Genomic DNA, 13,360 nt, shown 5'->3' on the forward strand with positions numbered 1-13,360 from the left:
CATGGGGACAACCTGGTGAGCGCGCCGCTCTGGCTGCAAGAGGAGCCCTGGCTGGGGCGGCTACTGGGCTGGTTTCTGGACCGGCTGGAGCAGCCCCGTACCCAGACCATTACCCGCCGGGTCAAACAATCCACCGTGCCGGAATTGTTCCAGTTCAGCGAGGATACCCGCTACCGCTGGCAACTGATGGAACGGCTGGCACAGGAATACCGGGTCTTCAGCATCCATTACGACTCCCGTTTGAGTGCTTTTCAGGAGCGCTATGAGAACGCCCAGCTCCGTCTCAATCCGGCTTGTGAGGCGCTGCTGCGCGGCTGGCTCGACCGTCCCCGCGTGGATCCGCTGAGACAGACCTGGCGCAATGCACTGAGCGGCCATGAAGCGCACTTTCAGGATGGCGGCGCGGCGCTCCTTGATGCCAAGCCGGCACTGGCCGGCGACTCACCGGAAGACATGGTCGGTCATTTCATCCGTGCCGCCAGCTTGCTGGACAGCGGCCTGACATTGCGCGAGCTCTCCGCCCGCTGCTTTCGCGGCAATTCCAAGTTTCTCGATGGCCGTCAGGAACTGCTCACCCGCCTGTTTGGCGAGCGCGCCCAACTCATCCGGCCACGGCCTCTGTTGCTTACCGCCTGGGCACCGGCCGGCTGCGGGCGGTTGCTGATCGTGGAAAATCAGGACACCTTTCTGCGCCTGGTGGCGCAGGCTCCGGCAGGCTATGCGCTGCTTTATAGCGGCGGCTTCCGCGCCAGCGCCCAGCGCCTCACCAGCCCCCATACCCGTTTCGCCTTCCTCCCCGGCAGCGACCCCGCCGTCTTCCGCCAGCGCTGGCTTGACCACACCCTGGCGGCTTTCTTCTGGGGCGATCTGGATTTTGCCGGTCTCGGCATCCTTGCCACGCTACGGCAAAGTCTGCCGGACCTGGTCGCCTGGCAGCCGGGTTACCAGCCGATGCTCCTGGCGCTGACCCGTGGAGAGGGACACAGCGCCGAACAGGCCGGCAAGGATCGCCAGAACGATCCAGGGCACACCGGCTGTCCCTATGCGGATCGGCAGCTGTTGCCAGCGCTGCGCGATAGCAAGCGGTTTCTTGATCAGGAAGCCTTCCTGCCGGCGTTGCCCTCCCGGGGTTGATCCCCATTATGGGTTGCCCTGCCTGGTATTCCGCCTCGACTTTAAAATAATAATGAAAACCATTACTATTTGAACCTTGTTATCAATGACGAGGCAGATCGGCCATGCCCTCCCCCCGGCCCGTCCCCGATCCGGCATTGCGGTTACTGCGGCGGAAGATCCGGTTCGGCACTGAACCGGATAACCCGACGTTGTTCCCGCTTTGGCGAATGCAGGAAGAAGCGGTGTTCATCGGCACCGCGGATACGGAGGCCCGGCGCGGTCTGTTCGAGGGGCAATTCCGTTTGCTGCTCGACACCGTGATGGACGAACTGGTGCCCCGACATTGGCGCTGCCAGTGTCTGGATCATATTCACACTCCCTTGGGGTCCCTTCACCGGCTCGCCGATGACGACGCTTCCCGGCGGCACGTGCGCCAGCTGCTCTGGGAGCTGTCGGTATCCAGCCGTTACGTACAACACAGTCTTATTGGATAAGGATTCTTTGCATGAGCCAGACACGCATTGAGAAAGACAGCATGGGCGAATTGGAAGTGCCGGCGGAGGCGTTGTACGCGGCCCAGACCCAACGCGCGGTAAACAACTTCCCGGTCAGCGGGCAGCGCATGCCGCGGGCATTCATCCGCTCCCTGCTGCTGGCGAAACGGGCGGCGGCCAGCGCCAACGGCGAGCTGGAACAGATTCCGGTAAAAATGAGCGAGGCGATTTGCCAGGCGGTGAATTCACTGCTGGCGGAGGACTTCATGCCGCATTTCCCGGTGGATGTATTCCAGACCGGCTCCGGCACCAGCTCCAACATGAACGCCAACGAGGTACTGGCGACACTGGCCAGCCGGCTGTACGGCGAGCCGGTGGGTGCCAACGACCACATCAACTGCGGCCAGAGCAGCAACGACATCATTCCGTCCACCATCCACATCAGCGCCGCCATCGAGTTGCAAAACAACTTGTTACCGGCGCTGACCGGCCTGGTCAGTGCCATCCGTACCAAGGCGGAGAGCGTGGACCGGTACGTCAAAACCGGCCGCACCCACCTGATGGACGCCATGCCGGTGCGCATGAGCCAGAGTCTGCAGGCCTGGGCGGATCAGATCGAGCAGAACATCACGCACCTGCGACAGTTGCAGCCGAGTGTGCAAAGCCTGGCCCAGGGCGGCACCGCGGTGGGTACCGGCATCAACGCCCACCCGGATTTCGCCGGGGCGTTCAGCAAGGCGCTGAGCGCGGCCACCGACATTCCCTTCACCCCGGCGAAGAATTTCTTCACTCATATCGGCTCCCAGGATATTGCCGTGGCGCTGTCCGGACAGTTGAAGACCACCGCCGTGTCGATCATGAAAATCGCCAACGATCTGCGTTGGATGAATTCCGGCCCGCTGGCCGGACTTGGGGAAATCGAACTGCAAGCGCTGCAGCCGGGCTCCTCGATCATGCCTGGCAAGGTCAATCCGGTGATCCCGGAAGCGGCCACCATGGTGGCCGCCCAGGTGATCGGCAACGACACCGTGATCACCGTGGCCGGTCAGTCCGGTAACTTCGAATTGAACGTGATGCTGCCGGTGGTGGCGAAGAACCTGCTGGAGAGTATCGAGCTGCTGAGCAACATCAGCCGTCTGCTGGCGAACAAGGCCATCGCCACCTTCACCGTGCGGGAAGACAAACTGGACGAGGCCCTGTCACGCAATCCGATTCTGGTGACCGCGTTGAATCCGATCATCGGCTACCTGAAAGCGGCGAAAATCGCCAAGCTGGCCTACAAGGAAGGCCGCCCCATCGTCGAGGTGGCGGCCGAACACACCGACCTCAGCCGCGAAGAGCTGCAACGATTGCTGGACCCCGCCAAATTGACCCACGGCGGTTTATAAGTCCCGTTTTGGCTCCGTCGCGGCGTCGATAGCGCGGCGGAGCTTTTTTTACAGCCCGGTGGCTTCGTCGATCCCCAGGTGCACGTTCATATTCTGCACCGCGGCGCCGGCCGCCCCCTTGCCCAGGTTATCCAGCCGTGCGATCACGCATTGGCGTTCGCCATTGCCGAACAGAAACAGGTCCACCCGGTTGGTGTCATTGCTGCCCTGCACATCGAAGAAACCACCGTTGAGGCTGGCCGGGTCATCGGGCATATGCACGCGGATAAAGGGCTCGTTGGCATAGCGCTTGCGGAAGGTCTCGTACAGCTCGCCAACATCCGTGCCCGGCTTCAGGTGGGACATCTGCAGCGGCACCGTCACCGCCAGCCCTTTCAGGAACGGTCCCACCGTCGGCACGAACACCGGTGGAAACGCCAGGCCGGTGTAGCGCTGCATCTCCGGCAAGTGCTTGTGCTCCAGGCCGAGGGCGTAGGCACGCGGCGCCCGCAGACGGCCTTCGGTGTCGGCTTCATAGTCAGCGATCATGCCCTTGCCGCCACCGCTGTAACCGGTCAGAGAGGTTGCGCTGAGCGGGTAGTCAGCGGGCAGCAAGCCGGCGTCCACCAGTGGCCGTACCGCCAGAATAAAGGCGCTGGCGTGGCAACCCACATTGGCGATGCGCTTGCTGGCACGGATGCGGTCACGCTGGCCGGCTTCCAGTTCCGGCAGGCCGTAAACCCAGTCGTCGGCCACCCGGAACGCGGTGCTGGCGTCGATCAGGCAGGTGTCGGGGTTATTCACCATGGCCGCCGCTTCCCTGGACGCGGCGTCGGGCAGGCACAGAAAGGCCACATCGGCGGCGTTCAGCAGCCGGGCACGCTCATCAGCGTCCTTGCGCAAGGCACTGTCGATGCGCAGCAACTCGATGTCCGGGCGCCCTTCCAGGTACTCGAACAGGCGCAGCCCGGTGGTGCCTTCCTGACCGTCCACATAAACCTTGAATGCCATTTTCGGATCTCCCGGAGAATCAGACCGCCAAGCCTAAGTATCCGGCCGGGCGCTTGCAACGGACAGGTCCATTTTCCACGCTTTCCGCCCCCGATCTCAACCGGCGGTCTCCAGGTTCGCTAAGCGGCGAGGTCGCCGGCGGGGCCGAAGAACTCGAAATGGATATCGGCGTCCTCCACGGCGCGTTGCTTGAGCAGGCGCCAGCCGTGCTTCAGCATTGGCGCCGGGCCGCACAGGTAAAATTCCGCCGCCCGGTTGCCGATCAATTGATCCAGCAGTACGGAATCCAGCAAGCCCTCGCTGTCGTGAAGCGCCCGGGCGCGGTCCTCCGCGGTGGCCTCGCTGAGGCGAACGTGGACGCTGAGGTTGGGATAATCCCCCCGCAACGCCGCCAGTTCTTTCTCGAACGGGCGCACCGCGCCGTTAAGAGCACACTGAATGAAGATGACTTCCCGGCCAACCTGCTGCTCCAGGGCCGCGTGGAGCATGGACAGAATCGGGGTGATACCGACACCACCGGCAATCAGGACCAGCGGCTTGCCGGCCTCCACCACGGGTTTCAACACGAACTCCCCGCAAGGCGGCGCCAGTTCCACCACATCCCCCTGCTTGACCCGGTCATGCAAATAGTTGGAGCAAACGCCGTCCGGGGCCCCGGCCTCACCGGCCAGCTCCCGTTTCACGCTGATCCGGAACCGCGCCGAGCCCGGCCGATTGGACAGACTGTAATTGCGCATCACCGGCACGCCGTTTTCAGGCGTAAGGCGCAGCGTCACGTACTGCCCGGGACTGTGGGGCTGCAAGGGCTGGCCATCTTCCGGAGCCAGATACAAGGATACGATATTGTCGCTGGCGGCTTCCCGCTGCTGGACCACGAACCGTTTGAAGCCTTGCCAGCCATGGGTCTTGGTCTGGGAGTGGTAAATCTCACGTTCGCGTTGAATGAAGAGATCCGCCAGCATGCCGTAAGCCTCCGCCCAGGCATCGATGATCTGGTCCGTGGCCGCTTCACCCAACACTTCCCGGATCGACGCCAACAGGTTTTCACCCACGATCGGATAGTGCTCCGCCTTGATCCCCAGGGAGACGTGCTTCTGGGCGATCAACTCCACCGCTCCGGCCAGCACCGCCGGGTTTTCGATATTGCGTGCGTAGGCGCAAATGGCCGCCGCCAACGCCCGCTGCTGGGTTCCCGCATGCTGATGGGCCGGGTTGAAGAACCCGCGCACTTCCGGATTTTCCCGGAACATGCGCTGGTAAAAATGGCGGGTCAGCGCCTCTCCATTCTCCTCCAACACAGGAACGGTTTGTTTGATGACCTCCATCCGGGCCGCTGACAACATGATGCCTCCTAAGTTACATTTAAAATACACCTTATAAAGATGCATATTATGTGCATCTTTAACATAAATCAAGATCGTGACCGGCGCTCGCCGGGCGCTTGACTTTCCATGGCTGCGCCGACACCGTGTTCCCGGCTCACACCAAGCCGGTCTTTTTTAATTTCAGCAGTGACTCCCATGCCCGATTACGGCCCCCTGATGCGCTATCGTCAGGCTTTGAAAGATGACTTCACCAAGGACTCCGGCCAGGAACAGGCCGTGGCCGCGCTGCAAAGGTGTTTCGAGGCTCTGGAACAGGGCGAATGCCCCGCCGGGCTCTATCTTTGGGGACCGGTGGGACGTGGCAAGACCTGGCTTATGGACCAGTTTCACGGCAGTCTTTCGGTCCCGGTCCGCCGCCAGCATTTCCACCATTTCATGCAATGGGTGCATCGACGGCTGTTCCAATTGACCGGTCACGGCAATCCGCTCCAGTACCTGGCGAGGGAGTTGGCCGGGACATTGCGCGTGCTGTGCTTCGACGAGCTGTTCGTCAACGACATCGGCGATGCCATGCTGTTGGGGCCCTTGCTCGAAGCACTCATGGACGCCGGGCTGACGCTGATCATCACGTCCAACTGCGCTCCGGAACAGCTGTATCAGGACGGCTTTAACTATGACCGTTTCTCCCCGGCCGTCGGCGCCTTGCGGCGGCACTTGAAAGTGATCCGGATGGACGGCGGGCAGGACCACCGACTCCATGGCGGCGGCGCTTTCTCCCGATATTGGATCGCGGATCGTGGGCCGCTGGAAGACGCTTTCCTGGATTATCTGGAGGAGGAAGAATCGCCCACCGACGCCCCCTGGGCCTTGGAAGGCCGCCTGTTACCGGTGGTCCGGCGCGGCAAACGGGCGCTCTGGTCCACCTTCGCCCAACTGTGTGAGACGGCCCGCTCCAGTTCCGACTACATGGCGCTTTGCGACCATTTTCAGGCGCTTTTTCTCAGCGATGTGCCTGCCCTGGGTGGCACACCGAAGGCATCCGGCATCGCCCGTGGCACCGAAGACGCCGCCAGCCAGGTGGCCGCCGGTGACCGGGCGCTGCCGGCTCTGTCCAGATACGACGACGCCGTCCGCCGGCTGATTGCCCTGGTGGACGAGTGCTACGACCGTGGCTGTCCTCTCTATATGCACGCCGACGTATCGCTGGATGCCCTCTACACGGACGGACATCTGATCATGCCCTTCCAAAGAACGGTAAGCCGGCTCCATGCCATGCAGGCCTGGCCACACCCCTGGCCCGGCCCGGGAAGCAAGTGGACGGCGGAACTTACTCTCCCTTGAGTTCCTTCAACTTTTGTTCCAACTCGGCGATCTTCCGACGCGCGTCATCGCCTTCCGGGATGTCGCGGCCGCTGTCACGCCATTCAATAGCGGCTTTGAAGCCTTCCGTCTGAGCATAGCGGCGGAACCAGAGACCTTCCGGATTGTGACGGGTGATCCCATCGAACACGGTGGCCAGCATTTGCGTCTGCTCCAGGCCCATGGTCAACATCACTTGATTCACCACCAGCTTGTGCATGCTCAAGTGGCTGCTTGGCACGCCGGCGATGCGCCCCGCCACTTCCATGGTCTTGGCGTCCAGCTCCTCCTCCGGCACCACATAGTTGGCCAGGCCCCATTCGCCGGCCTGTTTGCCGGAAATCAGATCCCCGGTGAACATCATCTGCTTGGCCCGCACCGGCCCGAGCCGGTAGGTCCACATGGCGGTGGTCGGGCATCCCCAAACCCGGGTCGGCATATAACCGATGCGAGCGTTATCGGCCATGATCATCAAGTCGCAGCACAGGGCGATATCGCTTCCGCCGGCGGCGGCGGCGCCATGAATCTTGGCGATGGTGGGTTTACGGGACCGCCACAGACTCATGAAATCCTCGGTGTTCCGCTTCATATGGGCGTAGTCGACCATGGGATCCCAGGGCATGGCTTCCTGCTGACAAGGATTCTCTCTTTGCGATTCCGCGTAGTAGGTCAGATCGTAACCACCACAGAATCCCTTGCCGGCGCCTTCAACGACAATCACGTGGACCTGGTCATTGTCCTCCGCCCACCTTACCGCGCGCCGGATATCGTCACCGGTTTCGTCGATGATGGCATTGAGTCTTTCCGGACGATTGAGGAGCAGCCTGGCGATTCTTGGGTTTTTCTCATCCTGGGAAATCCGGACGGTTGTCAATTCCAGCATGATTCTCTCCAATAAGGGGGTTATCGACTTCTTGACAGTCAGTCATGACTGACTGCAAAGTATCACCCTGGATTTCGGAGTGCAAACTCAATGAAGACCTCAACGTCCGAAGCACGGCCCGTCCCTTCCTTGAAGGACCGGATTACCGACGCGGCGGTGGCATTGCTGATTGATGAAGGCGTGGCAAAAACCACCACGGTGGCAGTTCAGAAAAGAGCGAACGTGAGTCGCGGCGCCCTGCTCTATCACTTCCCGAGCAGGGCGGATCTGCTCGCCTCCACCATCGAAAGACTGGTGCGAATGAACGAGCAACAGATCAATGAATCCTTTCTGAGTTGCTCGGACCCGGCCGAGGACGTGGAGAAAGCACTGATCGCCTTGAGCGACAACATGGCCCGCCCCTCGTATCTGGCCGAAATGGAGCTGTGGGCGATTTCACGCAACGATCAGGAATTACGCGACGCTCTGTATCAGGCGGAAAAAGCAGCCCGCTTTGACCTGGACCGGGTGGTCGGGAAGCTCCTTGAATGCTGGAAGAAGCACGAAAATTATCAGCTTCTGGCGGATCTCAGCGTGGAATTCCTCAGAGGCGTGGCCTTCTCCGACATCCTGAGAAAACGGCCCGAATATCGATGGCGAATGATTTCGTTGTGGGTTGAGGTGATCAAAAAGTCACTGGAAGCGTAAGCTCCGACAGCGTCCTCCAAGGCTCTTTTTCGTCTCCTTTTTCGGGCTGGTTGGCAATCCTTCCCCATTTGAAAACAAAGAAACAGGAGACCAATCGATGAGCCAGGCTATCCCTCGTGACGATATCGAGGCCGCCAAACTGTTTGACCAGGCTCGCAGTCCGCTGGCCTTGCTGCGCCGAACCGCGGCCCGGCGTCCGGATCATCCGGCGCTGATCTATCTGCGCGATGCCAGCGACCCGCAACCGGTGACGCTCACTTACGCTCAGTTGCTCGAGGAAGTGGAAGCCCTTTGCCGGGCACTCAGAGCACGGGGCGTCGGCCAGGACGATGGCGTTCCCATACTGCTGCCGCTGGTTCCGCAGGCAGTGTCCAGTCTGATCGCCGCGCTGACCGTGGGGGTCGCCTTCCCGGTGAATTTATTGTTGTCTCCGGAAGCGATGGCCTCCCAGTTCAAACTGGCCCGGGCCAGAGAGGTCATTGTCATGGGCCCCCACCCCGCCCTGGACGTCCGCGAGCGTGTCGACGCCGCCATCCAGCTACTGGATAGCGAGGTCAATCTGACCGAAGTGGCTCTCGGAGCCTCCACGCCAGGTGCTTTTTCCTGGGCGGAATTACTGGAAGCCGGAAATACCGGTCTGGATGTGGAACCTGTTCCCGATGCGCCCGCGGCCCTGGTGCATACCGGCGGCACCACCGGCGCCCCCAAACTCGCAGAGCTGACACAACGCAATCTGGCGGCCGCCGCTATCATGGCCGGCTCGGCGCTCGGCTGGCGGGACAGCGACCGTATTCTCACCGGTCTCCCTCTCTTCCATGTTGGCGGCTCGGTGGACATGCTGCTGTCCGGCATCGCGGCCGGCGTCACGCTGATGTTTCCCACCGCCCTGGGCCTGCGCAATCCAGAGGTGATCAGCCGCTTCTGGTCATTGGTGGATGAGACCCGGGCAACACTGGTCGGCGGGGTGCCCACCATGCTCTCGGCAATGACCACCAGCCCCCGGGCCGACGCCACACTGAGTACGCTACGGGGGTTCGTGACCGGCGGCTCTCCGCTGCCCGCCGAATTGAAACGGAAGGTGGAGGAGATCAGCGGCAAACCGGTGTGTCAGCTCTATGGCCAGACCGAAACCGCCGGCATCACCACCGCGCAACAGGCCGATGGCGGCTACCACCCGATCTGTGGCGGCAAGCCTATCCCAATGATGAAGGTGGCGATGGGTGGCCCGGACCGCGACTTCAAACCCGGCGATACCGGTGAAGTGTTCGTGTCCGGTCCGAATGTTTTTCTGGGCTATCGCACCAACGACGGCATCCAGGGCGGTCCGACCGATGGCTGGATCAGTACCGGGGATCTCGGCGAAGTCACCGAGGATGGCGACCTGAGACTGGTCGGCCGCAGCAAGGAAATCATCATTCGTAGCGGACACAATATCGACCCGCTACTGATCGAAGAGGTGGCCATGGAACACCCGGCCGTGGCGCAGGCCGCGGCGGTCGCCATGCCCGATGCCTATGCGGGTGAACTCCCGGTTTTGTATGTCGCGCTGACACCGGGAGCGCAGGTCAGCCCCGAGGAACTCATCGCGCACACCGGTGAGCGCATCGCCGAACCACCTGCCCGGCCAAAGCACGCCTTCATCCTTGAGGAAATGCCGCTCACCCCGGTGGGGAAAATCGCCCGTTATAAACTCAAACAGCTGGCCACCGAGCATCAGGTTCGCGCCGCATTATCCTCGGTTGATGCCCTGGAGACAGTGACCTGCCAGGACAACGGTGCCCGACAAGTGAGTTTGCACTGGAAGCGCACACCAACCGAGGAACAGCGGGAACAAGCCGACAAGGTACTGGCCGACCTGGGCCTTGAGCTGATGTAAAGACAACCTCCAGGGAAGATGGCGATTTCACCATCTTCCCGTCACATCGGCCCGGCCCCACCCGGCTACTGTAATCCGGCGATCAGAGCCCGCACCGTGACACGTTTGACCACCTCGGGGTCACCCCAAGGGTACTCAGGGATGGTGATCAGGTTCATCGCCACACCTTGCATTCCGCACAGCAACACGCTCTGCATTTCGTCCGGGTCCCCCGCGCCAAGATTGCCCTGCGTCTGGGCATCCACGATGGCCTCACGGAAAATCCTCAGCCCATCCTGTATCCCGGAACTTTCCACGAAATAACCTTCGCCCTCGGCCTTCGGCTGATCTTCGATCAGGAAAATGGCGCGATAGTCGTCAGGGCGGGACAACCAGAAATCGATGAACGTCAAACACAGGGTTTCCAATCGCCCGGCGGCGGGCGTGTTCTGATAGCAGGCGTTCAACGCCTCGATCAATCCGGCAAAGATCTCCTCCCAAATATGCAGCAATAGCTGACGCTTGCCGGGGAACAGTTTGTACAGCGCGGCCGGGGAACAGTTGGCCATGGTGGCGATCTTGCGCATGGAGACACCGTGATAGCCTTCCTCCGCGAACAGCGAGCGGGCGGCACGAATGATCATCTGGCGGCTGTCCCGCGCCTGTTTCCGGCTACGGGGCGGGCGGCCACGGCGAGCGGTTTTCGATTGTGTCGAGGTCATGGGGTTGATTTTAGTGAACGCGTTTACTAAATTCCAGTTCCCGACACCGGAAGAGTGCGAGAACACCATGAACCATACCGATCCACGGCAGGATGTCATCATCGTTGGCGCGGGCCTCGCGGGGCTCAAGGCTGCCCTGGAACTCAAGCAGGCAGGCAAGCGAGTGACCGTACTGGAGGCCCGGGACCGGGTGGGCGGGCGCTCCATGCCCGGTGAAATCGCCGGCCAGACCATCGATCTGGGCGGCCAGTGGGTGGGACCACAACAGACCCTGTTGCTGGATCAAGCCAACACGCTGGGGGTAAAAACCACACCCCAATATACAACCGGAGCCAGCCTGCTTTCCCTGGATGGCAAGCTCAGCAGCTACCGCTCCGACATCCCCAGGCTGCCGTTCCTGTCCCTGCTGGAACTGGGGCGACTTGAACGCAGATGGGCCAAGGAGATGCGAAGTCTGCCCACCACCGCCGAACCCTGGCTGGCAGTGAAAGCCAAACAATGGGATTCAGAAACTCTGGAAAGTTGGATCCTCAAACACGTTCACACCCGTGGCGCCCGGGAATTCGCCCGCACCATTGCCCGCGCCGTGCTGTGCGCGGAACCCCGCCAGGTCTCTTATTTGTGCTTCCTGGAATACCTGCGCCAGGGGCAGGGACTGGAAACCCTGATCGGCACCCAAGGGGGCGCCCAGCAGGATAAATTCATCGGCGGTGCCTGGCGCATTCCCGAGCGCATGGCCGAACAGCTCGGCGGCGGCATCGTGCTCAATGCCCCGGTACTGGCGGTGGAACAGAACGGTCAGTACGTCACCGTCACCACCGAAGGGCGGAAATACACCGCGCCATACTTGATCATGGCGGTCCCGCCGGTGCTGGCAGGCAAGATTGGTTACAACCGGCCCCTGCCCTCCAAACGCAGCGCCTTGCTGGAGCGCATGCCCATGGGCTCGGTGATCAAGATTCATGTGGCTTACCAAAGCGCCTTCTGGCGTCAGCGTGGTCTCAATGGCGCCGTCGTCAGCAACGACCGGATTTTCAATGTGGTCTTCGACCAGTCACTGGATGACAACGGCATGGGCGTCCTGGTGGGCTTTATCGACGGCGACCATGCCATCGCCATGAGCGCCCACGACGAAACGGCCCGACGCCAACAGGTGATTACCGATCTGGTCCATTACTTCGGTCAGGACGCCGCCAACCCCATTGACTACGTGGAACAGGACTGGACCGCCGAACCCTGGAGCCGGGGCTGCTACGTGGCTCACACCGCTCCGGGCGTCATCACCTCCTTCGGCGACACTTTGCGGGAACCCTGCGGCCGGATTCATTGGGCCGGGACGGAAACCGCCATCGAATGGACGGGATATCTGGAGGGCGCCTTGCAGTCAGGCATGCGCGCCGCCAGGGAAGTGATCGCGGCGCAGAGATAATGAGACGCGCTAAAAAGCGAATACACACCTCATACCCGCCCCCTGTTCTTCTCACGCATTCGCGGTCATCCGCCTGATCCGGCCTGTCATGCATGGCCCGCCAAGCGCTGAACCACCGAGGCAAGCACGTCCCTGAACCGCGCGGCGGTTCGCGATAAATCAGAACGGACGAACATCCGCAGTTCTAGTGGCGGGAGAGGTGGGAGAGGCGGGAGAGACGAAAGAGTGCCGCCATCATCGATCCTGTATATGCCTTCCGGAATGGCATGGGCCGTTCGAGCCGTAATGCCGTGACCAAACCGCAAGGCCGCCCAAACGCCGGGAAGGCTGGGCGTTGTCAACGCCAGTCTCCATGGCACGCCCTTTTTATCCAGAGCCTGTAATGCGGCCTGCCGGAACAAACAAGGATGGTTAAAGAGCACCAGGGGAATCGGCGCCGAAGGATCCGCACGACTTACCGGCTCCGTGCCTTTGAACCAGTACATCGGCATGGCGACCAGGGAATCCCCCGCCGCCGCGGTACCGGGCCGGGCAAACGCGATGGCGAGATCCAGCCTGCCCGCGCGCACCTCTTCTTCCAGAGCATGGTTCCGACCCGCCCTCACCTCCACATGCACATCCGGATTATGGTGGGCAAAGAGCGTCATCGCCTCGGGCAGAACATCCTCGGCAAAATCCTGCGGCAATCCGACCCGGATCGTCGCCGCCCTGGTGGCCGCCCCGAGCGCTCTGGCCGCGTCATCATGCAGTTCGACGATGCGGCGGGCGTAGTGCAGCAGCGCATCGCCAGCCTCGGTCAGCACCAGCCCACGCCCCTTGCGCTCGAACAACACCAGGCCGGCCTGCTCTTCGAGGCGCTTCAACTGCATACTGACCGCGGACTGAGAGCGGCCGAGTTGCACGGCCGCCCGCGCAAAGCTGCCGGCATCGGTACCCGCCACCAAAGTACGCAAAGCATCAATATCGAATCTGGCCGCCACTCACATACCCGTTTTACTGAAGTTTCACTTTAATATTATTCGATATACAAAAGAAGATCAGCTTCCTACAGTACCGCCCAGTGCCGGCGGTCATGGTGACCGCCAACGGCCGATCCAACGCTATCGGGGTAA

Annotated in this window: 12 protein-coding genes; 7 read left to right on the plus strand and 5 right to left on the minus strand. The window is 61.7% G+C overall.

The features are described from left to right. Nucleotides 1-15: 15 nt before the first annotated feature. The 3 genes from A6D6_RS07095 to A6D6_RS07105 all read left to right on the plus strand — a co-directional run bounded on the left by A6D6_RS07095 (nucleotide 16) and on the right by A6D6_RS07105 (nucleotide 2,998). A complete protein-coding gene (locus A6D6_RS07095) occupies nucleotides 16-1,134 on the plus strand; it encodes a Wadjet anti-phage system protein JetD domain-containing protein (protein WP_159660329.1) in 1,119 nt (372 codons plus the stop codon). A 104-nt stretch (nucleotides 1,135-1,238) separates the two neighbouring features. Further along, on the plus strand, nucleotides 1,239-1,610 hold the full coding sequence (locus A6D6_RS07100) for a hypothetical protein (protein WP_159660330.1): 372 nt from the start codon (nucleotides 1,239-1,241) through the stop codon (nucleotides 1,608-1,610). 11 nt (nucleotides 1,611-1,621) lie between these two features. Then, the gene (locus tag A6D6_RS07105) at nucleotides 1,622-2,998 is read left to right on the plus strand and encodes a class II fumarate hydratase (protein WP_159660331.1); all 1,377 of its coding nucleotides are present in this window, start codon (nucleotides 1,622-1,624) and stop codon (nucleotides 2,996-2,998) included. A gap of 48 nt (nucleotides 2,999-3,046) precedes the next feature. Here A6D6_RS07105 and argC read toward each other — a convergent pair whose 3' ends face one another. Beyond that, the gene (gene argC / locus A6D6_RS07110; protein ID WP_133492016.1) at nucleotides 3,047-3,988 is read right to left on the minus strand and encodes an N-acetyl-gamma-glutamyl-phosphate reductase; all 942 of its coding nucleotides are present in this window, start codon (nucleotides 3,986-3,988) and stop codon (nucleotides 3,047-3,049) included. A gap of 119 nt (nucleotides 3,989-4,107) precedes the next feature. Continuing rightward, nucleotides 4,108-5,331, minus strand: a complete 1,224-nt coding sequence (gene hmpA / locus A6D6_RS07115) for an NO-inducible flavohemoprotein (protein ID WP_133492015.1) — start codon at nucleotides 5,329-5,331, stop codon at nucleotides 4,108-4,110. 177 nt (nucleotides 5,332-5,508) lie between these two features. On the opposite strand from hmpA, the gene zapE reads away from it, so the two are divergent. Beyond that, on the plus strand, nucleotides 5,509-6,654 hold the full coding sequence (zapE, locus tag A6D6_RS07120; RefSeq protein WP_159660332.1) for a cell division protein ZapE: 1,146 nt from the start codon (nucleotides 5,509-5,511) through the stop codon (nucleotides 6,652-6,654). On the opposite strand, the gene A6D6_RS07125 is transcribed toward zapE, so the two are convergent. Then, on the minus strand, nucleotides 6,641-7,555 hold the full coding sequence (locus A6D6_RS07125) for a crotonase/enoyl-CoA hydratase family protein (RefSeq protein WP_133492014.1): 915 nt from the start codon (nucleotides 7,553-7,555) through the stop codon (nucleotides 6,641-6,643). The genes zapE and A6D6_RS07125 overlap by 14 nt on opposite strands. Nucleotides 7,556-7,645: 90 nt before the next feature. Between A6D6_RS07125 and A6D6_RS07130 the strand changes: the two genes are divergently transcribed. Both A6D6_RS07130 and A6D6_RS07135 read left to right on the plus strand, forming a co-directional pair. Continuing rightward, nucleotides 7,646-8,242, plus strand: coding sequence for a TetR/AcrR family transcriptional regulator (locus A6D6_RS07130; RefSeq protein ID WP_133492013.1), 597 nt, complete (start codon nucleotides 7,646-7,648; stop codon nucleotides 8,240-8,242). A gap of 97 nt (nucleotides 8,243-8,339) precedes the next feature. Further along, nucleotides 8,340-10,118, plus strand: coding sequence for an AMP-binding protein (locus A6D6_RS07135; protein WP_133492012.1), 1,779 nt, complete (start codon nucleotides 8,340-8,342; stop codon nucleotides 10,116-10,118). 65 nt (nucleotides 10,119-10,183) lie between these two features. On the opposite strand, the gene A6D6_RS07140 is transcribed toward A6D6_RS07135, so the two are convergent. Next, complete coding sequence (locus tag A6D6_RS07140; RefSeq protein WP_201303718.1) at nucleotides 10,184-10,741, minus strand: TetR/AcrR family transcriptional regulator; 558 nt, start codon at nucleotides 10,739-10,741, stop codon at nucleotides 10,184-10,186. A 76-nt stretch (nucleotides 10,742-10,817) separates the two neighbouring features. On the opposite strand from A6D6_RS07140, the gene A6D6_RS07145 reads away from it, so the two are divergent. After that, a complete protein-coding gene (locus A6D6_RS07145) occupies nucleotides 10,818-12,248 on the plus strand; it encodes a flavin monoamine oxidase family protein (protein WP_159660334.1) in 1,431 nt (476 codons plus the stop codon). An 86-nt stretch (nucleotides 12,249-12,334) separates the two neighbouring features. Here the strand turns inward: A6D6_RS07145 and A6D6_RS07150 are convergent, their stop codons facing one another. After that, the gene (locus A6D6_RS07150; protein ID WP_159660335.1) at nucleotides 12,335-13,228 is read right to left on the minus strand and encodes a LysR substrate-binding domain-containing protein; all 894 of its coding nucleotides are present in this window, start codon (nucleotides 13,226-13,228) and stop codon (nucleotides 12,335-12,337) included. Nucleotides 13,229-13,360: the final 132 nt, after the last annotated feature.

Origin of the sequence: Alcanivorax xiamenensis, assembly GCF_009846745.1 — a bacterium.
Taxonomy (GTDB): domain Bacteria; phylum Pseudomonadota; class Gammaproteobacteria; order Pseudomonadales; family Alcanivoracaceae; genus Alloalcanivorax; species Alloalcanivorax xiamenensis.